26 protein-coding genes are annotated in these 25,916 nt (G+C 68.7%); 18 read left to right on the top strand and 8 right to left on the bottom strand.

Annotated elements, in window-relative coordinates; translation table 11 throughout:
- Positions 1-80: 80 nt before the first annotated feature.
- Positions 81-1,562, top strand: a complete 1,482-nt coding sequence (locus AMD30_RS10280; protein WP_055475558.1) for a flavin-containing monooxygenase — start codon at positions 81-83, stop codon at positions 1,560-1,562.
- Positions 1,563-1,630: 68 nt separating this feature from the next.
- On the opposite strand, the gene AMD30_RS10275 is transcribed toward AMD30_RS10280, so the two are convergent.
- On the bottom strand, positions 1,631-2,404 hold the full coding sequence (locus AMD30_RS10275) for an SOS response-associated peptidase (protein ID WP_055475610.1): 774 nt from the start codon (positions 2,402-2,404) through the stop codon (positions 1,631-1,633).
- A 28-nt stretch (positions 2,405-2,432) separates the two neighbouring features.
- Positions 2,433-2,930 carry a Cys-tRNA(Pro) deacylase gene (gene ybaK / locus AMD30_RS10270; RefSeq protein ID WP_010843918.1) on the bottom strand — a complete coding sequence of 166 codons (498 nt, stop codon included), beginning with the start codon at positions 2,928-2,930 and terminating at the stop codon, positions 2,433-2,435.
- Between the two features lie 175 nt (positions 2,931-3,105).
- Between ybaK and AMD30_RS10265 the strand changes: the two genes are divergently transcribed.
- Positions 3,106-3,945 carry a sigma-70 family RNA polymerase sigma factor gene (locus AMD30_RS10265; RefSeq protein WP_055475557.1) on the top strand — a complete coding sequence of 280 codons (840 nt, stop codon included), beginning with the start codon at positions 3,106-3,108 and terminating at the stop codon, positions 3,943-3,945.
- Complete coding sequence (gene rsrA, locus AMD30_RS10260; protein WP_055475556.1) at positions 3,942-4,229, top strand: mycothiol system anti-sigma-R factor; 288 nt, start codon at positions 3,942-3,944, stop codon at positions 4,227-4,229. The genes AMD30_RS10265 and rsrA overlap by 4 nt, the downstream gene beginning before the upstream one ends.
- Positions 4,230-4,343: 114 nt before the next feature.
- On the opposite strand, the gene AMD30_RS25790 is transcribed toward rsrA, so the two are convergent.
- Complete coding sequence (locus AMD30_RS25790; protein WP_369758845.1) at positions 4,344-4,418, bottom strand: 50S ribosomal protein bL37; 75 nt, start codon at positions 4,416-4,418, stop codon at positions 4,344-4,346.
- 243 nt (positions 4,419-4,661) lie between these two features.
- On the opposite strand from AMD30_RS25790, the gene AMD30_RS10255 reads away from it, so the two are divergent.
- Both AMD30_RS10255 and AMD30_RS10250 read left to right on the top strand, forming a co-directional pair.
- Positions 4,662-4,877, top strand: a complete 216-nt coding sequence (locus AMD30_RS10255; RefSeq protein ID WP_055475555.1) for a biotin/lipoyl-binding carrier protein — start codon at positions 4,662-4,664, stop codon at positions 4,875-4,877.
- Positions 4,878-4,916: 39 nt separating this feature from the next.
- Positions 4,917-6,422, top strand: a complete 1,506-nt coding sequence (locus AMD30_RS10250) for a sensor histidine kinase (RefSeq protein WP_055475554.1) — start codon at positions 4,917-4,919, stop codon at positions 6,420-6,422.
- Positions 6,423-6,543: 121 nt separating this feature from the next.
- On the opposite strand, the gene AMD30_RS10245 is transcribed toward AMD30_RS10250, so the two are convergent.
- Complete coding sequence (locus AMD30_RS10245; protein ID WP_004023450.1) at positions 6,544-6,798, bottom strand: WhiB family transcriptional regulator; 255 nt, start codon at positions 6,796-6,798, stop codon at positions 6,544-6,546.
- 414 nt (positions 6,799-7,212) lie between these two features.
- On the opposite strand from AMD30_RS10245, the gene AMD30_RS10240 reads away from it, so the two are divergent.
- Positions 7,213-8,403, top strand: a complete 1,191-nt coding sequence (locus AMD30_RS10240; RefSeq protein ID WP_055475553.1) for an MFS transporter — start codon at positions 7,213-7,215, stop codon at positions 8,401-8,403.
- Here AMD30_RS10240 and AMD30_RS10235 read toward each other — a convergent pair.
- Positions 8,340-9,290, bottom strand: coding sequence for a diacylglycerol/lipid kinase family protein (locus AMD30_RS10235; RefSeq protein ID WP_197282767.1), 951 nt, complete (start codon positions 9,288-9,290; stop codon positions 8,340-8,342). The genes AMD30_RS10240 and AMD30_RS10235 overlap by 64 nt on opposite strands.
- A 129-nt stretch (positions 9,291-9,419) precedes the next feature.
- On the opposite strand from AMD30_RS10235, the gene AMD30_RS10230 reads away from it, so the two are divergent.
- Both AMD30_RS10230 and AMD30_RS10225 read left to right on the top strand, forming a co-directional pair.
- On the top strand, positions 9,420-9,851 hold the full coding sequence (locus AMD30_RS10230; RefSeq protein ID WP_055475551.1) for a hypothetical protein: 432 nt from the start codon (positions 9,420-9,422) through the stop codon (positions 9,849-9,851).
- A gap of 100 nt (positions 9,852-9,951) precedes the next feature.
- A complete protein-coding gene (locus AMD30_RS10225; RefSeq protein WP_055475550.1) occupies positions 9,952-10,740 on the top strand; it encodes a ParA family protein in 789 nt (262 codons plus the stop codon).
- A 31-nt stretch (positions 10,741-10,771) separates the two neighbouring features.
- On the opposite strand, the gene AMD30_RS10220 is transcribed toward AMD30_RS10225, so the two are convergent.
- Both AMD30_RS10220 and AMD30_RS10215 read right to left on the bottom strand, forming a co-directional pair.
- The gene (locus tag AMD30_RS10220) at positions 10,772-12,046 is read right to left on the bottom strand and encodes an Rv3212 family protein (protein ID WP_055475549.1); all 1,275 of its coding nucleotides are present in this window, start codon (positions 12,044-12,046) and stop codon (positions 10,772-10,774) included.
- A gap of 16 nt (positions 12,047-12,062) precedes the next feature.
- Positions 12,063-13,673 carry a DEAD/DEAH box helicase gene (locus tag AMD30_RS10215; RefSeq protein ID WP_055475609.1) on the bottom strand — a complete coding sequence of 537 codons (1,611 nt, stop codon included), beginning with the start codon at positions 13,671-13,673 and terminating at the stop codon, positions 12,063-12,065.
- Between the two features lie 287 nt (positions 13,674-13,960).
- On the opposite strand from AMD30_RS10215, the gene AMD30_RS10210 reads away from it, so the two are divergent.
- The gene (locus tag AMD30_RS10210) at positions 13,961-14,674 is read left to right on the top strand and encodes a ferritin-like fold-containing protein (protein WP_083207443.1); all 714 of its coding nucleotides are present in this window, start codon (positions 13,961-13,963) and stop codon (positions 14,672-14,674) included.
- A 125-nt stretch (positions 14,675-14,799) separates the two neighbouring features.
- Complete coding sequence (locus AMD30_RS10205) at positions 14,800-15,030, top strand: DUF3107 domain-containing protein (protein ID WP_004023442.1); 231 nt, start codon at positions 14,800-14,802, stop codon at positions 15,028-15,030.
- A 78-nt stretch (positions 15,031-15,108) separates the two neighbouring features.
- On the opposite strand, the gene AMD30_RS10200 is transcribed toward AMD30_RS10205, so the two are convergent.
- The gene (locus AMD30_RS10200) at positions 15,109-15,843 is read right to left on the bottom strand and encodes a TetR/AcrR family transcriptional regulator (RefSeq protein WP_055475548.1); all 735 of its coding nucleotides are present in this window, start codon (positions 15,841-15,843) and stop codon (positions 15,109-15,111) included.
- Positions 15,844-15,909: 66 nt separating this feature from the next.
- On the opposite strand from AMD30_RS10200, the gene AMD30_RS10195 reads away from it, so the two are divergent.
- From AMD30_RS10195 to AMD30_RS10160, 8 genes are all read left to right on the top strand, one after another.
- Positions 15,910-16,953, top strand: coding sequence for a DUF3152 domain-containing protein (locus tag AMD30_RS10195; RefSeq protein ID WP_055475547.1), 1,044 nt, complete (start codon positions 15,910-15,912; stop codon positions 16,951-16,953).
- Between the two features lie 58 nt (positions 16,954-17,011).
- Entirely contained in the window at positions 17,012-18,220 is a 1,209-nt protein-coding gene (gene moeZ, locus AMD30_RS10190) for an adenylyltransferase/sulfurtransferase MoeZ (protein WP_055475546.1), read from the top strand.
- Positions 18,221-18,305: 85 nt separating this feature from the next.
- On the top strand, positions 18,306-19,160 hold the full coding sequence (locus tag AMD30_RS10185) for a TIGR02569 family protein (protein ID WP_055475607.1): 855 nt from the start codon (positions 18,306-18,308) through the stop codon (positions 19,158-19,160).
- A 237-nt stretch (positions 19,161-19,397) separates the two neighbouring features.
- Positions 19,398-20,903: a nitrate/nitrite transporter gene (locus tag AMD30_RS10180; RefSeq protein ID WP_055475545.1), complete on the top strand. Its 1,506-nt coding sequence runs from the start codon at positions 19,398-19,400 to the stop codon at positions 20,901-20,903.
- A gap of 37 nt (positions 20,904-20,940) precedes the next feature.
- A complete protein-coding gene (gene nirB / locus AMD30_RS10175; protein ID WP_083229296.1) occupies positions 20,941-23,529 on the top strand; it encodes a nitrite reductase large subunit NirB in 2,589 nt (862 codons plus the stop codon).
- Complete coding sequence (locus tag AMD30_RS10170) at positions 23,526-23,963, top strand: nitrite reductase (NAD(P)H) small subunit family protein (protein ID WP_055475543.1); 438 nt, start codon at positions 23,526-23,528, stop codon at positions 23,961-23,963. Before nirB ends, AMD30_RS10170 begins: the two co-directional genes overlap by 4 nt.
- Before the next feature lie 5 nt (positions 23,964-23,968).
- Positions 23,969-25,153, top strand: a complete 1,185-nt coding sequence (locus AMD30_RS10165) for a uroporphyrinogen-III synthase (RefSeq protein ID WP_055475606.1) — start codon at positions 23,969-23,971, stop codon at positions 25,151-25,153.
- A 17-nt stretch (positions 25,154-25,170) separates the two neighbouring features.
- The gene (locus AMD30_RS10160; protein WP_055475542.1) at positions 25,171-25,914 is read left to right on the top strand and encodes a sirohydrochlorin chelatase; all 744 of its coding nucleotides are present in this window, start codon (positions 25,171-25,173) and stop codon (positions 25,912-25,914) included.
- Positions 25,915-25,916: the final 2 nt, after the last annotated feature.

The raw sequence follows: 25,916 nt of genomic DNA, 5'->3' as shown, positions 1-25,916 counted from the left end.
GGTACAGCGCTGTGTGCTGAGTTACAGTAACTGGTGGTAACAGTTAACTTCCGCAGTGCAGCAAGTTGGGGGTGTGTCGGATGCAACCAGAACTCGACGTCGTGATCGTCGGTGCAGGCTTCGGCGGGATGGGCGCCGCGATCGAACTCAAGCGTCAGGGGTTGGACAACATCGCGATCCTCGAGCGCGAAGACGATCTGGGCGGCACGTGGCACGTGAACCACTACCCCGGACTGGCCGTCGACATCGCCTCGGTCACCTACTCCTATTCGTTCGAACCCAATCCGTACTGGTCCCGACTGTTCGCGCCGGGCGCCGAGCTCAAGCGCTACGCCCACCACGTCGCGGACAAATACGATCTCAAGCGGCACATGGAGTTCGGCACCCTCGTCGAGTCCGCGTCATGGGACTCCGAGGATCAGCTGTGGCGTGTCCGGACAGGTGACGGCGGTGAGCGGACCGCCCGCTACCTGGTGACCGCGACGGGATTCCTGTCACAGCCGCACGTCCCCGACTTCCCCGGGATCGAGAACTTCGCGGGCACCATCCTGCACACCGCCGCGTGGGACGACGGATTCGACTTCGCGGGCAAGAAGGTCGCCGTGATCGGCACCGGCGCCACCGCCGTCCAGCTCATCCCGGAGATCGCCGCCCGTGCCGACACCCTGACCGTCTTCCAGCGCACCGCCATCTGGGTGGTCCCCAAGATAGACTTCGCGATCCCCGCGGTCGTGCAGCGGCTGTTCCGCCGGATCCCGCTCACCCAACGCGCTGCGCGACTGGTCAATTCGTCGCTGCTGGAACTGTTGATGGTGTTCGGCGTCCTGCACTACAAGCAGGTCAAGCCGGGCAACAAGCTGGCCGCCCGACTGGCCAAGGCCCACCTGCGCGCGCAGATCGACGACCCGGAGCTGCGGCGGAAGCTCACTCCGGACTACGACTTCGGATGCAAACGCCCGACCTTCTCCAACACCTACTTCGCCAGCTTCGCCAAGCCGAACGTGACGCTGGAGACCAGCGGCATCGCCGGCCTCGAAGCCGATGCCATCCTGGCCGCCGACGGCACACGCACCGAGATCGACACCCTCGTCCTCGCCACCGGGTTCAACCTCTGGGACGTCAACTTCCCGGCATTCGACATCATCGGCCGGGACGGGCGCAACCTCGGGAAGTTCTGGCGCGAGAACCGTTTCCAGGCCTACGAGGGCGTGACGGTCCCCAAGTTCCCGAACCTGCTGTCCCTCAACAGTCCGTACTCCTACAGCGGGTTGTCGTACTTCACGACCATCGAGGGCCAGATGAAGCACATCGCGCGACTGTTCGGTGAGCTCCGTCGCCGCGGGCAACGCACCTTCGAGGTCACCGAGGCGGCCAACGATGCCTTCCTCGACGAGGTGACCGACCGCCTGCAGTCGTCGGTGTTCTACAACGGGGACTGCGCGACGTCACGCAGTTACTACTTCAACCAGCACGGCGAGGCGACGCTCCTGCGGCCGGCATCGACGTTGCGCACCCTGCGCGAGATGAACTCGTTCCCGTTGCGCGACTACGAGTTCAGCTGAGCGAACCGGGGCGCGCCGGCGGGAGGGCTTGTCTCACAACAGCTCCCTGAGGAGCGAGCTTGCGAGCGTCACGAAGGGTTGAGCAACTCCGGTCCGTTGTTCGCGACCCGGTTGACCAGTGGGGCGACCTCGCGGATCGCGATGGCGTCGACCAGTGACCGGGCGGGTGGGGCGAACAGTTCGTCGGGCGCCCGGCCATCCGGATCGAGCCAGGCATCCCAGCTGTCGTACGGCATGATCAGCGGCATCCGGTCGTGGACGTCGCGCAGCTCGCCGACCGCATCGGTGGTGAGGATGGAGCAGCTGAGCAGCGGCGGGGCCGGTTCGGCCGTGTCGGCGTCGGTCTTGGGATGCCAGACCGACCACAGGCCCGCCATGAAGAGCCGGGTCCCGTCCTGCGGGGACATGAAGAACGGGATCTTGGTGGGTTTGCCCTTGCTGTCGACCGGACCCTTCTTCCACTCGTACCACCCGTCCATCGGTACGAGGCAGCGCCGCGACTTGACCGACGAACGGAACGAACTCTTCTCCGCCGCACTCTCGGCGCGGGCGTTGAACAGCAGCGGCCCCTTGCCGACCTCTTTGGCCCACGGCGGCACCAGTCCCCAGCGCATCGCCCGCACCCGCAACAACGGATCGTCGTCGGGATCGTCGGGCGAGTGGCGCTTGACGACGGTCATCACCGTCGTCGTCGGTGCCACGTTGTAGTTCACGCCGGGCGGGCGGGGAGTGGCATCGAGATCGGTGGAGTCCTCACCCGCCGGTTCGGGTACCTCGTTGACGGCCTCGATCTCCGCCGCGAGCTTCGCCGGGTCGGTGGTCACCGCATAGCGTCCGCACATGGTGTCCATGCTGCCCTAGTGGGGGCGACTAGGCGGCGGCGATGTCGGCGACCACGGCCTCGGTGACCGACACCAGATCCGCCGGGGCCAGTTCGATCTCGAGCCCGCGCTTGCCTGCGCTGCACAGCACGCGGTCGAACCCCGTGGCCGAGGAGTCGATCACCGTGGGCAGCAGGGTGCGCTGACCGACGGGCGAGACACCGCCGAGGACATAACCGGTGGTCCGGGTGACCGCCTTGGCCTCGGCCATCGTCGCCTTCGACGCACCGAGCGCGGCCGCCGCCGACTTGAGTGACAGCTTGCCGGGCACCGGGACCACCGCGACGGCCAGACCGGATCGCCCGCCGCCGGAGAGTTCGATGACCAAGGTCTTGAAGATCTGCTCGGGCCGCACGCCGAGGGTGTCGGCGAGTGCGGCGACGGCCTCCGCGCCGTAGGCCTCCGAACGCGGGTCGTGCGCGTACCGGTGTACGGAGTGGGCGATCCGAGCACGTTCGAGTGCGGCGATCGCCGGGGTGGATGCCATCGTCGGTTACCTCCTGGTGGTGAGCGGGGTCGCGGGGGTGGCGCGAGAGGCCTCCGCCGGGATCGGCCCGCCGCGATCGCAACGGCGACCCGGGAACAAACCGCCCGTCGCGCTCTGTTGGGACTGTTCGGACAGCGGACGTAGGGAAACGGACACGAAGGAGGTCGGGAGGCATATGAGCACAGCGGCCGTGATGGAGCTCCCGCAGCGCACCGAGCCGAGGTCACTCTCGGTGGGGGACGGGTCGGTAAGCTTGATCGACAACATCTCCGTGATGCCTCCCATCGAAGGGATCGTAGTGTCCGACACAGAAGCATCCGACACAGAGTCGTCCGGCCCGGGGTCGTCCGGCCCGGCACAGTCGGCGACCGGCCGGTCCGGTACCGCCAAGGCACCCCGCCGGGCCGATCCGAGCGAATCGCCGGAGCAGCTGACCGAGCGGTTCGAGCGCGACGCGCTGCCGCTGCTCGACCAGATGTACGGTGCCGCGCTGCGGATGACCCGCAATCCCGCCGACGCCGAGGATCTGGTCCAGGAGACCTACATCAAGGCGTTCACCGCGTTCGCGTCGTTCCGGGAGGGCACCAACCTCAAGGCCTGGCTCTACCGGATTCTCACCAACACCTACATCAACGGCTACCGCAAGAAGCAGCGTCAGCCCGCGCAGTACCCGACCGACGAGATCACCGACTGGCAGATCGCGGCGACCGCCGAGCACACCTCGCAGGGGCTGCGGTCGGCGGAGATCGAGGCGCTCGACGCCCTCCCCGACGACGAGATCAAGGCCGCGCTGCAGGAATTGCCGGAAGACTTCCGGATGGCCGTCTACTACGCCGATGTGGAAGGCCTGCCGTACAAGGAGATCGCCGAGATCATGGACACCCCGATCGGTACCGTCATGTCCCGACTGCACCGCGGTCGCCGTCAGCTGCGCGAGCTGCTGGCCGACGTCGCGCGTGAGCGCGGGTTCAATCGTTCCGCACGTGCGGCGGCGGATGCGGAGGTGGCGCGATGAGCGACGTCGATCCGGAGCTGACCCAGCTCGACTGCTCGGCCGTCATCGCCGATGTCTGGCTCCTGCTGGACAACGAGTGTGACCAGAACGCCCGGGAACGACTCCAGGGCCATCTCGACTCCTGCCCGTCGTGCCTGGCGCACTACGGCATCGAACAGCAGCTCAAGGCGCTCGTCAACCGGAAGTGCGGCGGCGACCAGGCGCCGCAGAGCCTGCGCGACCGTCTGCGCATCGAGATCCGCAAGACCGTGATCGTGCATGAGGTCTCCGAATCCGATCGCTGATCGCGTCGAGCTCGAGCACAACAACCACAACCCACGAAAAAGCCCGGGCGGCCTGTGAAGGCCGTACCCGGGCTTTTTGGCTTGCTCGCTCGCCGAGACCGCGTGGTGCGGTGATCAGGCGTTGGGGCGCTTGCCGTGGTTGGCAGCGTTCTTCTTACGAGCACGCTTCTTGCGTCCGCGCTTTCCCATGACGCATCTCCTTCATTGCGGGGCGGGCGCCGTGGGACCGGGCCCGCCGTGTACTGGTTCAGCTGTGCTGAGACAACCCTGGCATCGGCCGGGGAGGACATCCCTGGTGTCATCCGGGGAAGACATCCCTGGTGATCGGGACATCACAGTGTCTCAGGGATTCTCCCACGTACCAAAAACACCTCTGCTGACGCCCCCGGCACCGGGACCTCCGGGTACGACGCCGTGGGCTAATTTGGGTGCATGGCAGAAGACGTTGTGGCAGAGATCGTCGCGAGTGTCCTCGAGGTGCGCGTCGCCGCAGGGGAGCAGATCGAGGTCGGCGACACCCTGGTCCTGCTGGAGTCGATGAAGATGGAGATCCCCGTGCTGGCCGAGGAGCCGGGCACGCTCGCCGAGGTCAAGGTCGAGGTCGGCGACGTCATCCAGGCCGGCGATGTGATCGCCGTCTACGAGTAGTGAACCGGCCCCGGCCCGTCGTCGCCCCCGTGTCCTGAGATGTCCACCCTCTCCGACCTGCTCGCCGAACACACCACGCTGTCCGACTCGGCAGCCGCGCATCTGCAGCGCCTCGTCGCCGAATGGCAACTGCTTGCCGACCTCTCGTTCGCCGACCTCCTGTTGTCGGTGCGCACGGAGGCGGGCGCGGTCGTCACGGTCGCGCAATGCCGTCCCAACACGGCCTCGACGGTCTTCCCGACCGACGAGGTCGGCCGCGTCATCGACACCGAAGCCCATCCACAGGTGTTGCGCGCCTTCACCTCCGCCCGCATCCTGCGCGACGAGGACCCCACCTGGTTCGGCGCGACGGCCATGCGGCAGGAAGCGGTTCCGGTCGGCTTCGACGGCGAGGTGATCGCCGTGGCGACCCGAGCTGTCGACCTCACCCACCCGCGCCTGCCGTCGCCGCTCGAACTCGCCTATCAGGACTCGGCCGACGATCTGTGCCAGATGGTCGCCGACGGCACGTTTCCGCACGAGGAGGGGAATCCGCGCGGCTTGTCGACGCCCCGCGCCGGCGACGGCTTCGTTCGTCTCGACGGACAGGGCCTCGTCACCTACACCAGCCCGAACGCGCTGTCGGCCTTCCACCGGATGGGGTGGACCGCCGAACTCAATCACACCCGCTTGTCCGACGTCGTCAAGCAACTCATCACCGAACCGTTCGAGGCCGACGACGTCGCACTGATGCTCGACATCGCGGCCGGCGTCGCCGAGATCCCGACCGGCCCCTACCGCGACATCGGGATGCGCGTGGAGGCAGACGCCCGCCGCGCGACGGCCCTGATCCGCGCCGTGCCGCTCCGTCCGCGCGGCGAGACGACCGGAAGCGTCGTCCTGATCCGGGACGTCACCGAGGTCAAGCGACGCGACCGCGCACTCATCAGCAAAGACGCCACCATCCGCGAGATCCACCACCGGGTGAAGAACAACCTGCAGTCGGTCTCGGCGCTGTTGCGACTACAGGCGCGGCGCACGTCGAACTCCGATGCCCGCGAGGCGCTCAACGAGGCGGTGCGCCGAGTGGCCTCCATCGCGCTCGTCCACGAGTTGTTGTCGGGCAGCGTGGACGAGGAGGTCGACCTCGACGAGGTCGTCGATCGTCTGGTCCCGATCCTGGTCGATGTCGCGTCGGGGGAGGCGCGGGTGGCTGTGCGCCATCGCGATCGGCTCGGCGTGCTGACCGCCGAACTCGCGATGCCGCTGGTGATGGTCCTCACCGAACTCATCCAGAACGCGATCGAACACGGCTTCGACGGCGCGCCGCACGATGACGCCGAGATCGCGGTCGTCGCCGAACGGGATGTGCGCGGCCTTCGAATAGCGGTCCGCGACAACGGTTCCGGTCTCCCGGAGCATTTCGATCTGGCCACGTCCGACCATCTCGGCCTGCAGATCGTCAAGACCTTGGTGTCCATCGAACTGGGCGGTGAGCTCGACATCCGGTCCAATCCGGGTGGCCCGGGAACCGAAGTGGGTGTCTACATTCCGCTGCGCTCGTGAGCCGTGGTCGCGTACCGCATTGTCTGACCGCGGTTTCCGCCGGACGGTGGGGACGAGAGCACGAAAAAACCCGGCCGCGGCCGGTTTTCTTCGAGTCCGGGACGATGCCGGCCGTCGAGGCCTAGACGCTGCTCCGGGTACGCGTACGTGCGGTACGGCGCTTGAGTGCGCGTCGCTCGTCCTCGCTCATGCCGCCCCACACTCCGGCATCCTGGCCGGACTCGAGGGCCCACGACAGGCAGTCGGCGGTGACGGGGCACCGCGCGCAGACGAGCTTCGCGTCGGCGACCTGTGCGATGGCCGGGCCGCTGGTCCCCACGGGGAAGAACAGTTCCGGATCCTCGTCGCGACAGATGGCCTTGTGACGCCAGTCCATTCCACTACTCCTTCGGGCGCGTTCGCACCACTCGATCGTCTTGCTGGTGATTGTCGGCTGTAACTCTCAGTTCACGCGGCGCACCAAATGTTTCCGCGTTGTTGCTTGTGAATACTTTCACGAATCGGGCCGAAGTCAATGGGTTTGCTTCACACGTGGGCAACATCACGTCACCCGCCTAGCACTCCGGTCGCGGACTCCCGAAGGGGGGTCCGGGCACTTTGTCTCACGGCCTTGTTGTAGCCTACGCGTCTCGCGGCGGTACTGTCGACGACTTTCTGCAGGTCGCGACCCCGTCGCCGGTGAAAAACGCTCGTGACGTGGCCGGACGCCGAGGGTATTGTTCACCACATGCGCCGACGATGTTGATCCACACCGCCCCGGCGGCCCCACCGCAGGCTGACAGCCGCGGCGGTGGGCTCCGCCCTCCTCGAAGACCTCATCCCGCTCTACCCGCTGTACGCCGTCCTCTTCGCCGACCCCGGGATTCCGGGCGCCGGGCTCGGGCCCGCCGAGATCTCGGCGCTGTTCGTGATCTGGTCGGTGTCGTCGGTGATCGTCGAGGTCCCCACCGGTGTGCTGGCCGACCGCGTGTCCCGACGGAAGCTGCTGGTCGCCGGTCCGCTGATCACCGCGTCGGGTTTCGCGCTGTGGACGGTGGCGCCGTCGTTCGTTGCCTTCGCCGCCGGATTCGTCCTGTGGGCCCTCGGTGGAGCGTTGCGGTCCGGCACGACACAGGCGCTGGTCTACGACGAGCTGAACCGGCTGAGGCGCTCGCAGGACTACGCCCGACTGACCGGGCTCATGCGGGCGGCCGGGGCCATCGGAGTGATCGGCGGCACCGCGGCGGCCGCACCGTTGTTCGCGTGGGGCGGCTACGACGCCGCAGGCGCCGCCAGCGTCGTCGCCTGCGTGTTGTGTTCGGTGATGTCGGCGATGCTGCCCGAGGGTCGAGAGGCCGCCGCCGATCCACCGGAACCCGAGGACGCGGACCCCGACCTCGGTTGGCGGGAGATCGTCCGCCACGGCTGGGGCTCGGTGCGGACGCAGCCGGTCGCACGGCGCATGTTGCTGCTGGGTGTGGCGCTGACCTGGGTCGCGGCGCTCGACGAGTATCTCCCGTTGCTGATCGCGTCGTTCGTGGTCGACGCCGCCGCCGAGCCCGATCCGGCGGCGGTCGCGCTGCTGATGATCGTGGTGTCGGCCGGTGACATCGGCGGCGCGCTCGCGGCGGGGCGGTTCCGGTCGGTCGACGCGATCGGGCCGGCGGTGGGGGTGGGCGCGGTCGTGCTCATCGGGTCGGCGCTGTGGGGGCACCCGGTGGGCGCCGCGGGCGTCGCGACGGCGTTCGGGATCCTGGGGTGGGCGCGGGTCGTGGCCGACGCCGAACTGCAGGACCATCTGAGATCGGCATCGCGGGCCACCGTCACCTCGCTGGCCGGGATGGGCGAGGAGGTGGTCGCGATCCTGGCCTTCGCCGGCTGGGCGCTGGGGTCGACATGGCTGGGTCCGGCCGGGCTCTTCGCGGCGGCGGCGCTGCCCTACGTCGTGATGTCGGCGGTGCTGATCGGCGGTGCGATGACCGTGAGGGCGTCGCGGCGATGACGAAAACGTATGTCGCGGAACGCCCCGATGTAATCGCCGTCCATCTGTACGTCGATCGGGGCCTCCGCGCGGAAGCACACCTCGTCGACGTCGTCATCCCGAAAGAGGTGGCGTGCCTTGGGATCTGCCTGTGACAGGAGTCGCGTCGCCAGCGGGAGGTTACGGAACACACCGGTGGAGGTCGCCACGAACACCCCGAGGCCGGTGTGGAAACCGGTGCCGGGGTTGGTGCGGATCTCGCGCGGTCCGAGATAGGTCCACGGGCTGGTGTTGGACACGAAACCGTAACGCGCGCCGACGATCCGGTTCCGGCCCGGGATCTCGACGTCGAACGTGGCCGACGAACCGGACTGCTTCAGGAAGCTGGTGATCGTGGTCCACAGGTATCGGGCCGGCGTCGCGGTCTTGCCCGCGTGCCGCTTGTCCTCCATCGCGTGGATGACGACCGCGTCCATGCCCATGCCCGTGTTGAACAGGAACCAGCGGTCATCGGTGTGGCCGAGTCCGATCCGGCGACTGCGTCCCGCGTCGAGGAGGGTGATGATCTGCTGTGTCGCGAGCAACGGGTCGGGATCAATCCCCAGCGTGCGGGCGAAGACGTTGGCGCTACCGCCGGGGATCACGGCCAGGGCGGGCCGCCGCCGGTCGGGATCGCTGCTCGACGGCGGGTCGAGCAGTCCGTTGGCGGCCTCGTTCACCGATCCGTCGCCGCCGTGCACGATGACGGTGTCGAAGTCCTGGGCCGCGGCGCGCGCGGCGAGCTCGAACGCATGCCCGCGGTGCGTGGTGAGTTCGACGTCGAGGTGGAAATGCGCGCTCAGGGTGTGCGCCAGCGCGTCGCGGCCGGCCGGACTGGTCGCGGTGGCGAACGGGTTGACGATGAGCATGACACGCACGACACCCGAGGATATGGGGTCGTCGCCGCCCGCGCGTAATCGCGCGGATGTGTACGGCGCCATCGCTCCGGTACGCACACCCGCGGAGGTCCGCGCGGGGGGACCAAATATCCTGGGACGGTGAGCACCGAGAACGGCCGTCCGGAGTCCGATACCGATCCGTCGGTGACCCCGCGCCAGATCAAGATCGCCGGTGCGGTGACCACGCTGCAGGGGCTGGCCGGTGTTGCGGTCGCGGTGATCTTGGTCGTGCGCGGCCTGGCCGGGCACGAGGAGACCACCATCAGCGGTTACGGCACCGCGGCCTGGTTCGGCATCATCGGCGGGGGAGTGCTGGTCGGCGGTCTGGCGCTGCTCTCGGGGCGGCGGTGGGGACGTTCGATCGCCATGGTGGCGCAGATCCTGCTGCTGCCGGTGGCGTATTACCTGTTCACGAGCGGATGGCCGGTGTTCGGCGTGCCGCTGGCACTCGCGGCGCTCGCGGTCCTGGTGATGCTGTTCAGTCCGGCGTCCATGAGATGGCTCGCCGACGAACTCGAACCCGAGCGCTGACATCCTCCTCCGGCCGGTTCTCCTCCGTCCGGGTACGCCGCGCGGCCGAGGTGGACTCTCATCCGACGATCCACGCCCGGGCGGTCGTACAGTAGGGCGCATGACGCGCATCCTCGCGATTGCCAATCAGAAGGGTGGGGTCGCCAAGACCACCACGGTGGAGTCCCTCGGTGCCGCCCTCGCCGATCTCGACGTCTCCGTCCTCGTCGTCGATCTCGACCCGCAAGGGTGTCTCACCTTCTCGCTCGGGCACGATCCCGATCAGCTCACCTCCTCGGTCCACGACGTGTTGCTCGGTGACGAGGAGATCGCCGATGTCCTGCTCGACACCGAGGACAAGGTCACCCTGCTGCCGGCGACCATCGACCTGGCCGGCGCCGAGGCGCTGCTGTTGATGCGCCCCGGGCGGGAGTATGCCCTCAAGCGTGCACTCGCGGAGGTGAGCGAGGACTTCGACGTCGTGATCGTGGACTGCCCGCCGTCGCTCGGTGTCCTCACGCTGAACGGTCTCACCGCGGCCGACGAGGTGATCGTGCCGCTGCAATGTGAGACGCTCGCCCATCGCGGCGTCGGACAGTTGTTGCGCACGGTCCGGGAGGTCCAGCAGATCACCAACCCGAACCTCACGATGTTGGGTGCGGTGGCCACCCTCTTCGACGCCCGGACCACGCACAGCCGCGACGTTCTCGCCGACGTCGCCGATCGGTACGACCTGCCGGTGCTCGACCCGCCCATCCCGCGCACAGTGCGTTTCGCCGAGGCCTCCGCATCCGGGACGTCGGTCATGCGGGGGCGAAAGAACAAGGGCGCGACGGCATATCGCGCGCTCGCCGAGAATCTGTGGAAGCACTGGGAGGCGGGCGCCGAGGTCGGCACCTTCGAGGTCTGAGTCGGGTCTGAGGTCCGGGGGGCCGTGGGGGTCAGCCCGGACCGAAGGCCTCGATCCGGGGTCCGTGCTGTTCGACGACGATGTCGCCGAGGACACGCAGACTCACCACGGGCGCGGCCGGTTCGCTCCGGGCGAGCGGGATGGACCGGATCTCCCGGCCGGTCGCGACGTCGCGGACGCTGATCCCGGTGGTACTCGGCAGCAGGAGTTGTCCCGCCATCATCTGGCCGGGTCCCAATGTGCCGGGGACCTGGTAGATCGGATTCAGTGTCTGGGCATTCAGGACGACGGTCGCCTTCCCGGTCCAGTAGGTGACGATCCCGTCGGAGGAGATCGGGGCGCTGCCGGCGGGTGGCGTCGAGTCGCCTGCGACGGTGTTGGTCCCCGCCGCGTTCGCGTCGGTGTCGAACCGGCGGATCGCCGGCCCGCTCTCGGCGTCGAACGTGGGCGGTTCGGCCGGTGCGGCGCCACCGTCGTACACGGCGATCCCCGACGACGACATCGCGATGACCACGGGCGGCGGTCCGCTCACGTCGCCGGTGATGAGGGTCGACCCGTACTGTTCGACCTTCTCGTCGTCGCCGAGTACCGCGCCGAGGACCGTGAGCCGATACCCGGGGTCGTCGGCGCAGCGTTCGACGACGGCCACGCGGTCTCCCGACACCACCGACGAGAACAGCTCGCAGTCGACGCGATCGGGCGCGTCCTCCGGTCGGACCGGCGCCTCGACCCGGCCGTATTCGATTCCGCGAACGAGATTGGAACCCCAGGTCTCCATCCGGCGGGGGCCCTGCGCGACGACGTACCCCGAGTCGGTCGCGAGCCGGACCTCCGGGTCGGCGTCGCTGGTGCGGGCGCCCTTCCGGCTGCCGGTGCCCGCATCGAGAGCGGTCACCTCCGAGCAACCGCGGCTGTTGCGGTACACGGCCAGCGCCATATCGGCGCTCCCGGTCCAGGCGGTACCGACCGCACACAGGTCGAGATCGCGGCTGTACGACCAGAGTTCGCGACCGGTGGCCGGGTCGTGCCCGACGACCCGTCCGCCGTTCCCGGTGACGACGGCGGAGGTGCCGATCGCCGGGGCGCGGGTGGCGTCGGAGTCGGCCCGCCAGCGTGCGACGAAACTCGCGGGCACAGACTGTGCCGGCTGCACCGCGGCGGGTTCGGCCGCGGCCGGCACGCTCACGGTGTGGCGAACCGGGCTGAGGGCCCAGGCGGTGACGCACAGGGCCGCGACGACGACCACGATGGCCGCGGTGACCGCGAGATCGATCGGGCGGCGCCGTTCGGGCCTGACTCGTGCCACGCGGGTCAGCCGGTGGTCAGTCGGCGACAGCTGCTGTGGACTCCGGCGCGCCGGCGTCGGACGCGGCGGTCTGCTCGCCGGCGGGCTTGCGGTTGGCGCCACCGCGGCGACGACGACGGCGGCGCGGCTTCGCGGTGCCGTCGGCGGCAGGCGTTCCGGCGTCGGCGCCGGACTCGGTCGTCGTGGTCTCGGTTGTCGCGGACTCGGCAGCCGATTCGGTGGACGTCCCATTGGCGTCCGTTTGTCCGCCCCGGGTGCGACGGCGGGTGCGGGTCGAGCGCTTGCGCGGCTCGCGGTCCGCGCGCGTCTCCCGGGTCTCGTCGGGGTCGCGCGGCGGCTTGGCGGCGGCGATCCGGCCCGTCTTCGACTCGTCGATCGACAGGTCCGACCGGAGGTGTTCCGACGTCGAGTAGGTCTCCGGCGGATCGGGGATACCGAGGTTCAGCGCCTTGTCGATGAGCTCCCAGCGGTGCAGCTCGTCCCAGTCGACGAGGGTCACCGCGATACCCGTGCGCCCGGCGCGACCGGTACGGCCGATGCGGTGCACGTAGGTCTTGTCGTCTTCGGGGCACTGGTAGTTGATGACATGGGTGACGTCGTCGATGTCGATGCCGCGGGCGGCCACGTCGGTGGCGACCAGCACGTCGATGGTGCCGTCGCGGAACCGCTTGAGCGCCTTCTCGCGGGCGACCTGGCCGAGATCGCCGTGGACCGCGCCGACCTTGAAGCCGCGCTCGGCGAGGTCGTCGGCGACCTTCTGCGCGGTGCGCTTGGTGCGGGTGAAGATCATCGTGGCGCCGCGACCCTCGGCCTGCAGGATGCGGGCGACGAGCTCGGCCTTGTCCAGCGCGTGCGCCCGGTAGGCGTACTGCTTGGTGCGGTCGTGGACCGCGGAGTCGTTGGCGTTCTCGGCCCGGATGTGGGTCGGCCGGTTCAGGAACGTGCGGGCCAGGGTGACGATCGGACCGGGCATGGTCGCCGAGAACAGCATCGTCTGACGAGGCGCCGGCAATGCGGACATGATGCGCTCGATGTCGGGCAGGAAGCCGAGGTCGAGCATCTCGTCGGCCTCGTCGAGGACCAGGATCGACACCTTGCCGAGGACGAGGTGGCCCTGCTGGGCGAGGTCGAGGAGCCGGCCCGGGGTGCCGACCACGACGTCGACGCCGGACTGCAGTTCGGCGATCTGCGACTCGTAGGGACGGCCACCATAGATCGAGGTGACCTTCAGGGGGCGCTTCGTGCCATCGGCCAGGGTGACCTCGAGCGACGGCGCCGCCACCTGGAGATCGCCGGTCACCTGCACGCACAGCTCGCGCGTGGGCACGATGATCAGCGCGCGGGGCGTGGTGTCCAGCGGACGGACCCCGGACTCCTCGGCATGGGCGAGCCGGTGCAGCAGCGGGATGCCGAAACCGAAGGTCTTGCCCATGCCGGTGCGGGCCTGGCCGATGAGGTCGTGGCCTTCGAGCGCCAGCGGCAGGGTCAGTTCCTGGATCGCGAAGGTGTGGGTCTTGCCGTCTGCGGCAAGGGCCGAGACGATACGGTCGTCGACGCCGAGCTCGGCGAAGGTGGGGGCGGTGTGGGTGTCGTCGACGATGGTCGTCTGCACGGCGGAATCGCTCATGTGCGGTTGTGTGCCTTTCTGGGCCGGTCTGCGCGCGATGTGTTTCGGTGCGCGCACGGAGAAGGCTCGAAAGTGCACGCGCATATGTCGTAGTGGCACCGGGGATGTGACCGGGTATCGCGAGGAACTCGCAGTTCGGCGAGCAACGCCGTCGTCACATCCACACGCTCGCGCCGGCGAGCACGCGCTCCACGCGCAGCTCAGCGGGCAAGCGACGGGGGGTCCCGTCGGAGTGCACCGCCGTCGAGTGTACTTGGTGCCCCGCGGCGGCCCGCTACCATCACCTCATGGCGCCTGCATCCGACCCGTCCGAGTCGACCCCGTCACCTGCGACGTCCACCTCGGTGGCGTCGGCCGAGATGCGGGATTCGGCGATCGGGAAGCTGTTCGCCGTGCTGCTCGCCGGCGAGTTCGCCGCGTTCCACCGGCTCATCGAGGAGTCGGCGATGGCGCCGGATGTGCCCAGCCGCATCGCGATCGCCCGGATGGCGGCCTCCGAGGTCGGCCACTTCGACCGGCTCGCCGAGCGGGTGGAGGCGATGACCGGCCTCGGCGCCGCGGAAGCCGTCGAGCGCTACCGTTCGGTGTTCGATCAGTATCACCGCGCGACGACGCCGAAGACCTGGTACGAGGCGCTGGTCAAGGCGTATGTCGGCGACGGACTCGCGGCCGACTTCTACGCCGAGCTCTCCGACATGCTGCCGCCGGACTCGCAGGCCGTGATGGCCGAGGTGATGTCGGAAACCGCCAACTCCCAGTTCGCCCGTGACCAGGTCCGGGCGGCGGTCGAGGCCGACCCGTCGATCAAATCGGCCCTGGTGCTGTGGGGCCGCCGGCTACTCGGCGAGGCCATCACCCATGCGCAGTGGGTTCTCGCCGCCGAGGAAGAGGTCACCGATCTGCTCTTCGCCGGGGCCAGTTCGCTGACCGGCGTCGCCGGGTTCTTCGACGTCGTCGCCGGCAAACACGCCGAGCGGATGGCCGACCTCGGCCTCGCCTGACCCGGACCTGACCACGGCGGTCTCGGCCGACGGTGTTTCGCTCTGAGCGGAGTGGCTGTCCCGCCGTACCCCGGCTGCACTAGCCTTGTGCGGCAAGCGTTGACAGACACCGAGGAGGGCGGCACATGGCCGTGGAAGTGAAGATCGGCATCACCGACAGCCCGCGGGAGCTCACCATCGCGTCGACCCTGACCAGCGACAAGGCCTTCGCCGAGGTCGAGGCGGCACTGGGTGGCAAGCAGCAGCTGTTGTCCCTCGTGGACGACAAGGGCGCCCGCTACCTCATCCCGGTCACCAAGATCGCCTATGTCGAGGTGGGCGCGTCGGAGAACCGCCGCGTCGGATTCGGTTCCTGACCGGCCGCACAACCAGATCGACGAGAAGGGGCCTGTACGCCGGATGGCGTGCAGGCCCCTTCTCGTGCCGCAAGTGGTTCAGGCGGTGCCGTTGACAGTCGGCCCGCTCGGCTCGCTCCCGGCGCCGGTCGCATCCGGCTGCGCGTCGGCCACACTCGGCTCGACAACCGGCTGCGCGTCAGCCGACGCCGTCTGTCGCGGGAAGTGCGACAACCCGCCCCAGAGGAGAGCGACCGTGGTGTCCACGGCGGTCTGCTTGTCGACCGGGCGCTTGGCCTCGAGCCAGTAGCGGGCGTTGACCTGGCTGGCACCGACGAGCCCCGACGCGAGCATCCGCGAACGGTACGGATCTAGACCGGAATCGTGCATGACCAGGCCGTACACGGCGTCGACGCACGCCTCGGTCGCGCCCTCCACCCGGCGGATGACGGCGGGATCGGAGGCGTCGGAGGAGAAGATCAACCGGTAGCCCGAGTTGTCCTGATCGATGAAGTCGAAGAAGGCCTGGACCGCGGCACGGACGCGCTTGAGGTTGTCGGTGGTCGTCCGCAGGGCGGTGTTGACGTCGCTGACCAGCTTCTCGGCGTGGCTGTCCACGACCGCGATGTAGAGGTCGAGCTTCGACGGGAAGTGTTGATACAGAACGGGTTTGCTCACTCCCGCGTGCACCGCGATCTCATCCATGCCGGCCGCGTGGTAGCCGCGTTCGACGAAGATCTCACTGGCCGCGTCGAGCAACTGCATACGTCGTGCGCTGCGCGGCAGGCGAGTGCTGCGGCCGGGCACGGCGGACGCGTTGGTTGCGGTCGACATGCCCAAGAGAGTACTCGGCGGAGCTTCCTGCGCAGTATCGGTGGTCTGCTGTGAGAAAGTTGACCGGTGAGCCGCACAGAGGACGGTGGCCCCGGGTCCGAGCGTGGCCGGGTGCGTGCCAAGGATGTCGGCCCGAGATCGTCGGGACGCCCCAGACCGGACCAGCCGCTACGAGCGCGCTGGGACCCGACCGACGACAGCGGACGTCCCCGCGTCGACCGCGATGCCCAGCCGGAATACAAGAAGCAGTCGGCGCTCGGGCGGTTCGTCTCGACCTATGGGTGGCGTGCCTATGCGATCCCGGTGCTCACGATCCTGACGATCGCGCTGATCGTCGTCACCATCCGGGACGGCCGGACCGATGCGCTCGAGCCGGCGGCGGCCGCCAGCCCCGACTCCGCGGCGCGCAACACCGACATCAGCAAGGAGACCCGCCCGATCGGTGCCCCCACCGGCGACATCCAGGCGGCCGCGCTGCCCGCCGGGACGCTGCCCCAGGGCGGCCCGTTCACCGACCGGGCCCGCAAGACGTTCCGGGTCCTGCGCGGCGGCGGTCCGCCCGTCGGCACCGGCGGGCAGGTGTACACCTACACGGTGGAGGTGGAGAACGGCCTCAACCCGCAGGACTACGGCGGTGACCCGACCTTCGCGAAGATGGTGGACACGACGCTCGCCAACCCGCGCAGCTGGATCGGCGACGGCCGCGTGTCCTTCCGCCGTGTCGACCGCGGCGAACCCGACCTCCGCATCTCGCTCACCTCGACCGGCACCACCCGCGAGTTGTGCGGCTACCAGATCCGCCTGGAGACCTCGTGCTATTACCCGCCGCAGGCGCGGGTCACGCTGAACGAAGCCCGATGGGTGCGCGGTGCGCTGTCCTATCAGGGTGACGACGTCGCCTACCGGCAGTACCTCATCAACCACGAGGTCGGTCACGGCATCGGCTACGAGGCGCACGAGGCGTGCCGCGAGGACGGCGCGCTCGCGCCGATCATGATGCAGCAGTCCTTCGGCGTCGCGAACTCCGAGATCATGGCTCTCGACCCACAGATGAAGGCCAACCGGACCTTCGTGTGCCGTCCCAATCCCTGGCCGTTCCCCACCCGCTGACCGGGAATGCCGCCGCGGACTCATCCGTTGTGCCGGGGGTACGTAGTCAGCCCGAACAATGGAGGCGTTCGTGTCATCGCAAGGGTCGCCCACAGGGTCGCTGCCGCCGCTGGTGGAACCGGCCGCGGAACTGAGCAACGAAGAGGTGGCCCGCTACAGCCGTCACCTGATCATCCCGGACGTGGGGATGGACGGTCAGAAGCGTCTGAAGAACGCCAAGGTGCTGGTGATCGGCGCCGGCGGACTGGGTTCGCCGACACTGCTGTACCTCGCTGCGGCGGGCGTCGGGACGATCGGCATCGTCGAGTTCGACATCGTCGACGAATCCAACCTGCAGCGCCAGGTCATCCACGGCCAGTCCGACATCGGCCGGCCCAAGGCCGAGAGCGCGCGGGACTCCATCCTGGAGATCAACCCCTTCGTCACCGTCAACCTGCATGACCAGCGGCTCGAGCCCGAGGGTGCGATCGAACTGTTCTCGCAGTACGACCTCATCCTCGACGGCACCGACAACTTCGCGACCCGGTACCTGGTCAACGACGCCGCGGTCCTCGCGCACAAGCCCTACGTGTGGGGGTCGATCTACCGCTTCGAGGGTCAGGCCTCGGTCTTCTGGGAGGACGCCCCCGACGGCCGCGGTCTCAACTACCGCGACCTTTACCCGCAGGCACCGCCGCCCGGGATGGTGCCGTCCTGCGCCGAAGGCGGTGTACTCGGCATCCTCTGCGCCTCGATCGGATCGATCATGGGCACCGAGGCCATCAAGCTGATCTGTGGGATCGGCGAGCCCCTCCTCGGTCGTCTCATGGTGTACGACGCCCTCGACATGACCTACCGGACCATCAAGATCCGCAAGGATCCGGAGGGTGAGCGGATCGCCGGTCTCATCGACTACGACGACTTCTGCGGTGTCGTCTCCTCGGAGGCGTCCGACGCCGCCGCGGGGTCGACGCTGACCGCCGTCGAACTCAAGCAGAAGATCGACGCGGGCGAGAAGCTGGCGATCATCGACGTCCGGGAGCCCGTCGAATGGGACATCGTCCGCATCGACGGCGCGACCCTCATCCCGAAGGGCGACATCCTCTCCGGCGAGGGTCTCGCCAAGGTGCCGCAGGACCGGCCCACCGTGCTCTACTGCAAGACCGGCATCCGGTCCGCCGAGGCGCTCGCTGCGCTGAAGCGAGCCGGTTTCGCCGACGCCACGCACCTGCAGGGCGGCGTGACCGCGTGGGCGAACCAGGTCGACAAGACGTTGCCGGTCTACTGAGCCCGGTCATCGATCCGCACGTCGGTGCGGGTGGTTGCCGCGTGCCTTCCGGAAACGGACTACCGCGCTCGGTAATCTGGCCGACGTGAACACCGTCGAGCCGCCCGGACACGTGTTGAACACGTTCGGGCTCACCGCCCACCCGCCCATCGCGATGGGGGAATCGTGGGTCGGCGGGTGGCGTGTCGGCGAAGTCGTGCTCTCACTGGTTCCCGACCACGCGCGCGCCGCGTGGTCGGCGTCGGTGCGCGAATCCCTGTTCGTGGAGGGGATGCGCATCGCGCGTCCGTTCCGCGCCACCGACGGCCGGTATGTGGTGTCGGGCTGGCGGGCCGACACCTACATCGCCGGGACGCCCGAACCGCGGCACGACGAGGTCGTCCTGGTCGCCGACCGGCTGCACGAGGCGACCGCCTCGCTCGAACGGCCCCGGTTCCTGCTGCAGCCGCCTGCTCCGCCGCACACCGACGTCGACGTGTTCACCGCGGCCGATCGTGCCGCCTGGGAGGACGTCCCGCTGCGCTCGGCCCGGGCCGCCGGTATGGCCGAGCCGACCGCACCCGACGGTGTGCAGAGCGTCGACATGCTGAAAACCCTTGCGAAGCTTCGTAAGCCGGTGGACCTGCCGTCTCAGGTCGTGCACGGTGACCTCTTCGGCACGGTGCTGTTCGCCGGTGCCGCGGCCCCGGGGATCACCGACATCGTCCCGTATTGGCGGCCCGCCCCGTGGGCGGCGGCGGTCGCGGTGGTCGACGCCCTGGCGTGGGGTGGTGCCGACACCGAACTCATCCAGCGATGGTCGGATCAGCCCGAGTGGCCGCAGATGATGCTGCGGGCGACGATGTTCCGGTTGGCCGTCCACGCGCTGCACCCGCGGTCGACCTCGGGCGCACTGCCCGGGTTGCAGCGAGTCGTCGAACATGTACGTTTACTCGTATAACCGCAGCTCACAGCCCTGACTGACCGCTGACAGGGTTCTCACAACGCCCGTGTGACGGAGTGAGGACAACGTGACGATGCGGTCACCTCGCGGAAAATCCGCGCAACACGCCCCCTCCACACTTGGTCTCGAGTCGCACGACACCGGTGTCGGCGTCTTCCACGACAGCCACCACTGCACGCAGCCCTGTGCACGGCAGTGACACCACGTAGACCAGCAACCATCGGAGGCGGAGCCTTGGCATTCGCAGATCTCAGAGCACAACTGACACGGGACCACACGATCACCGACTGGGACCCGGAGGACCGGGTCGCCTGGGACAACGGCAATGCCGCGATCGCCAAGCGCAATCTGATCTGGTCGGTCATCTGTGAGCATGTCGGATTCTCGATCTGGTCCCTGTTCTCGGTGATGGCCCTGTTCATGGGCCCTGAGTACGGCATCAGCATGGACCAGAAGTTCGTCATCGCCGCCACCGCGACGCTGGTCGGTTCTTGCCTGCGTATCCCGTACACGCAGGCCACCGCCAAGTTCGGCGGCCGCAACTGGGCGATCTTCTCCGCCGTCGTGCTGCTCATCCCGACCGGGCTGACGATGATGCTGATGATGAACCCGGGCGAGTTCGGGTTCGGCTGGTTCCTCGCCGTCGCGGCCATCACCGGTTTCGGTGGCGGCAACTTCGCGTCGTCGATGACCAACATCAACGCGTTCTACCCGCAACGGCTGAAGGGCTGGGCGCTCGGACTCAACGCCGGCGGCGGCAACATCGGCGTGCCGGTCGTGCAGGTCATCGGTCTGCTGGTCATCTGGCTCGCCGCCGACCAACCCGAGATCGTGTGCGCCATCTACCTGGTCGCCCTGGCCGTCGCCGGTATCGGTGCCGCCCTCTACATGGACAACCTGGACCACCAGACGGCCAGCGGCCGGGCGATGCTCGACTGCCTCAAGTACCGCGACACGTGGCTGATCTGCCTGCTCTACATCGGTACGTTCGGTTCCTTCATCGGCTTCGGGTTCGCGTTCGGCCAGGTCCTCAACATCAGCTTCACCGAGGCCGGAGTCGCGAAGCCGGCGCTGGCAGCAGCGCAGATCGTCTGGATCGGTCCGCTGCTGGGGTCGGTCATCCGTCCTTACGGCGGAAAACTGGCCGATCGCGTCGGCGGCGGCAAGGTGACGCTGTACACCTTCATCGCGATGGTCTTCTCCGCGGCGATCCTCGTGGTCGCCGGCACGATCGCCGACAACAACGGCAAGACGATCACCGGCGCCACGTTGACGGCCTTCATCATCGGCTTCATCCTGCTGTTCCTGCTCTCTGGCCTGGCCAACGGGTCGGTCTACAAGATCATCCCGACCATCTGGGAGCACAAGGCGCAGGCGCAGAGCGGACTGAATTCGCTCGGGAAGACGAAGTGGTCGCGGAGCATGTCCGGCGCGCTCATCGGGATCGCCGGTGCCGCAGGCGGTCTCGGCGGTGTGGGTATCAACCTGGTGCTGCGCGCCAGCTACCAGTCCAACAAGTCGGCGACGATGGCCTTCTGGGTGTTCATGCTCTTCTACGTCCTGGCAGCGGTCGTGACCTGGTGGTTCTACGCCCGGCGCCCGATCGTCATCGCGGAGACCACCGATCTCGCGGTCACCGGTGCCCATGACGAAACGGCACCGACTGTCGACGGGACCGCATCGACCGGTGCTGCCGCCGAGGGCACCGACAAGCAGGCAACCAAGGAAGCGCTGGCCTGATCCTCACGGGACCGGCGAGGCAAGGGAGCAAAGAGCAGTGAACAGCGAAACCGCAACGCGCACAACCAAGACAGTTGTGGTGGTGGGCCATGGCATGGTCGGTCACCGCTTCGTCCAGGCGCTCCGCGAGCGTGACGCGACCGACCTGTGGCGTATCGAGATCGTCAGCGAGGAGATCGACCCGGCCTACGACCGGGTGGGGCTGTCCTCGTATGTCGGTGCCTGGCTTCGGGATTCTCTCGCACTCGAGGGGAACACGTACGCCGGGGACGATCGGGTCGTCACGCATCTGGGCGAGACCGTCACCGGCATCGATCGAGACGCCCGCCGGGTCGTCACCTCGAGCGGTCGCGAGATCGACTACGACGCAGTCGTTCTGGCCACCGGTTCCTACGCTTTCGTCCCGCCGGTTCCCGGCCACGACAACGACCGGTGCTTCGTCTACCGCACCCTCGACGACCTCGACGACATCCGGGCCGCGGCCGAGGCCGCCGGTCCGGGTGCGACGGGTGTGGTCGTCGGCGGCGGCCTGCTCGGACTCGAGGCCGCCAACGCACTCAAGCTCATGGGGATGACCCCGCACGTGGTGGAGTTTGCCCCGCGTCTGATGCCGATGCAGGTCGACGAGGGTGGCGGCGCGATCCTGAAGAACCTGGTGACCGAGCTCGGACTCGAGGTCCACACCGGGATCGGGACGTCGGAGATCGCCGACGCCGAGGACGGCGGCCTGCGGGTCACGCTGTCCGACGAGTCGACGATCGACGCCTCGCTCGTGGTGTTCTCCGCCGGCGTCCGACCGCGCGATCAGCTCGCTCGGGACGCGGGACTGGCCGTCGGCGAGCGCGGCGGCGTGCTCGTCGACGCCGGTTGTGGAACCGACGACGAGAACGTCTACGCCATCGGCGAGGTCGCCGCCGTCGAAGGCCGCTGCTACGGCCTCGTCGCCCCCGGTTACTCGACCGCCGAGGTGGTCGCCGACCGTCTGCTCGGCGGGACGTCGGAATTTCCCGGTGCCGACCTGTCCACGAAGCTGAAGCTCCTCGGCGTCGACGTGGCCAGCTTCGGGGATGCGTTCGGCACCACCGAGAACGCGCTGGAGATCACCTACCACGACGCGGTCGCCGGCCGGTACGCGAAGATCGTCGTCAGCGACGACGCGAAGACGCTGCTCGGCGGAATCCTGGTCGGCGACGCATCGGCCTACGCGATGCTCAAGCCGATGGTCGGCCGGGAGATCCCGGGCGACCCGGCGGCCCTCATCGCACCCGAGGGCGGCGCTGCGGTGGGTATGGACGCACTGCCCGACGACGCGGAGATCTGCTCGTGCAACGGCGTCTCGAAGGGTGCCATCTGCTCGGCGATCGCCGACGGCGCGTGCGACATCGCCGCGGTCAAGGGCTGCACCTCGGCCGGCACCACCTGCGGTGGCTGCCTGCCCAGCATCAAGCAACTGCTCGCCGCGTCCGGGGTCGAACTGAGCAAGTCGCTGTGCGACCACTTCACCCAGTCGCGCGCCGAGCTGTTCGAGATCGTCGCGGTGACCGGTATCCGCACGTTCTCCGAACTCGTCGACCGGTACGGCAGCGGGCAGGGTTGCGAGATCTGCAAGCCGACGGTCGCGTCGATCCTCGCGTCGACCTCCAGCGACCACATCCTCGAGGGCGAGCAGGCCGCGCTGCAGGACACCAACGACCACTTCCTGGCGAACATGCAGAAGAACGGCTCGTACTCGGTCGTGCCGCGGATGCCCGGTGGCGAGGTCACGCCCGAGCAGCTGATCGTGATCGGTGAGATCGCGCGCGACTTCGGGCTGTACACCAAGGTGACCGGTGGGCAGCGGATCGACCTGTTCGGTGCGCGCGTCGATCAGTTGCCCGAGATCTGGCGGCGCCTCGTCGACGCCGGGATGGAGTCGGGGCAGGCGTACGGCAAGAGCCTGCGGACGGTGAAGAGTTGCGTCGGTTCGACGTGGTGCCGGTACGGCGTGCAGGACTCGGTCGGCATGGCCGTGCTCCTGGAGAAGCGGTACCGCGGACTGCGCTCACCCCACAAGATCAAGTTCGGGGTCTCGGGATGTGCCCGCGAGTGCGCCGAGGCGAGGGGCAAGGACGTCGGCGTCATCGCCACCGAGCACGGCTGGAACCTCTACGTCGGCGGCAACGGCGGCCAGAGCCCGAAGCATGCGGTGCTGCTCGCCAGCGGAGTGGATGACGAGACCCTCGTCGCCTACATTGATCGGTACCTCATGTTCTACATCCGAACCGCCGATCGACTGCAGCGCACGGCGCCGTGGCTGGAGTCGCTCGAAGGTGGTCTCGACCATCTGAAGGACGTGGTGTGTGAGGACAGCCTGGGGCTCGCCGCCGAACTCGAGGAGGCGATGGCCCGCCACGTCGGCGGTTACCAGGACGAGTGGGCCGCGGTGCTCGCGGACGAGGACAAGCTGAAGCGGTTCGTCTCGTTCGTGAATGCGCCCGATGTCGTCGACCCGACGATCCGGTTCTCCGAGTACGAGCGCAAGGCGCCGGTGCTGCTCGACATGCCGGCGGTCCGTCCGGGTGCGACCGCTCCGTCGGGCCCCGATGGAGTGAGCGAGCGACCGGTGAGAGAAGGAGTGCCCACATGACCATCGCGCCAGGGGAGGCCGACACCATGTCCGCAGAGACGACACCCACCGGCGCCGCCACGGAGTGTGAGGGGAGCTGGGTGCGCGCTTGTTTGATCGACGACCTGATCGTCGGTCGCGGCGTCGCCGTGCTGGGTCCCGAGGGTGTGCAGGCCGCGCTGTTCCGTCTGCCCGCCGCCGAGTCCGATCGCGAGGCGGCGCCCGGGCGCTCCCGCCTGTACGCGATCGGCAACATCGATCCGTTCGGTCGCGCCGCGGTCCTCTCCCGGGGACTCACCGGCGACCGCGGGGGCGAACCCACCGTCGCCTCGCCGCTGGGTAAACAGGTCTTCGCGCTGCGCACCGGGATCTGCCTGGACGACGAGACGGTGTCGGTCCCCAGCTACGGTGTGCGGGTGGTCAACCGCATCGTCGAGGTGTTCTTCCCGGCGTGAACACCATGACCCCCGCCGGTGCAGACCCTGCCGGCGCAACCTCACCGGACCCCGACCCGTTGCCGCTCGCCGGTTTCACGATCGGGATCACCGCCGCGCGTCGCGCCGAGGAGTTCGCGGTACTGCTGGAACGACGCGGTGCCGAGGTGATGCAGGCCCCGACCATCCGCATCCTGCCGCTGGTCGACGACACCGAACTCGAGCGGGTGACCGAGGAACTCATCGCCCACCCGCCCGAGGTGATGGTCGCCACGACCGGTATCGGCTTCCGCGGGTGGGTCGAGGCCGCCGACGGGTGGGGTAACGCCGAGGCCGTCCTACGGGCGCTGTCCGATAGCCGGCTGATCGCACGCGGCCCGAAGGCCAAGGGCGCGATCCGGGCGGCGGGGCTGCGCGAGGAGTGGTCGCCGGAGAGCGAGTCCTCCTCGGAGGTCCTCGACCGGCTGCTGGAAGAGGGCGTCGACGGCGTCCGGATCGCGGTGCAGTTGCACGGTGCCACCAGCGAGTGGGAACCGCTGCCGGACTTCTGCACGGTGCTGCGCGCCGCCGGTGCCGAGGTGGTGGCGATCCCGGTGTACCGCTGGCATATGCACCCCGACGTGGCGCGCATCGACAAGATGATCGGCGCGGTGCTCCGCGGCGATCTCGACGCGATCACCTTCACCAGCGCTCCGGCGGCGGCGTCGATCCTGACCCGTGCCAAAGAACTCGGCAAGCTGCAGCAGTTCATCCACGCACTGCGGACCGCGGTACCGGTCATGTGCGTGGGCTCGGTGACCGCCAGTCCGCTGGAGGCGCTGCAGATCCCGACGATCTACCCGCGCCGGTTCCGTCTCGGCGCGCTCGCGCGCCTGATCACCGACGAACTGCCGCGGCGGAGCCACCTGCTGCGGGTCGCCGGGCACGACACCGCCATCCGCGGCCAGGCGGTCGTGGTCGACGGTGAGCTCCGGGAGATGTCGGCGACGAGTCTGCTCCTGCTCAAACTGTTGGCCCGCAACCCCGGTCGCGTGGTCTCGCGGCAGGAGTTGCTCGCCGGTCTGCCCGGCGACAGCTCCGACACCCATGCGGTCGAGGTCGCCGTCGCGCGACTCCGTGCCGCACTGGGGGATTCGAAGATGGTACAAACCGTCGTCAAGCGTGGTTACCGGCTCGCGGTCGACCTCGAGTACGACGCCGAAGACGAGTGAGAAGGAAGCGAGAACACATGCACGACAACCATGTACGGCTTCCGCACGGTGACCGGTTGCAGGGGTACAGCCCCGTCCTGGTCGCGCACGGGACCCGCAACCCGCACGGGGTCAACGTGATCGCAGAGATCGCCGAGGCCGTCAGCGCCCGCATCGGGCTCACCCGCACCGCATTCGTCGACGTCCTCGGACCGACGCCGAGCGAGGTCATCGCCGACCTGGAACGTCCGGCGGTGCTGGTGCCCGCGTTCCTCGCCTCGGGCTACCACGTCCGCAAGGACCTGCCCGAACACGTCGCGGCCGCCGGCCGGGCGGACACCGTCGTCACCCGGGCGCTGGGTCCCGATCCGGCCATCGCCTCGGTCGCCCGACTCCGGCTGGCCGAAGCGGGCTGGGAACCGGGCGACGCGGTCGTGCTCGCCGCCGCCGGGTCGTCGGACGAGAGTGCCTGCGGGCAGGTTCATCTGGCCGCCCGGCAGCTGGAATCGCTGATCGGCGGACGGGTCGAGGTCGGGTTCATCACGACCGCGACCCCCACTGTGCCCGAGGCGGTCGAGCGGGCCCGGCGCACGGGACGGCGGGTCGTGATCGCCAGCCACCTCCTCGCCCCGGGCCTGTTCCATCAGCGCCTGAGCACCTACGGCGCGGACGCGGTCGCCGCACCCCTGGGGCCGGACCCCAGGATCGTCGACCTGATCGTCACGCGGATGCGTGCGGCCATCAGTCCGTACCGACGTGTGCCGGTCCCGCGCCACGTCTGAGC

Origin of the sequence: Gordonia sp. HS-NH1 (assembly GCF_001418765.1) — a bacterium.
Lineage (GTDB): Bacteria > Actinomycetota > Actinomycetes > Mycobacteriales > Mycobacteriaceae > Gordonia.
The sequence above is the reverse complement of the archived record's forward strand: the minus strand, read 5'-3'. Positions and strand labels throughout refer to the sequence as shown.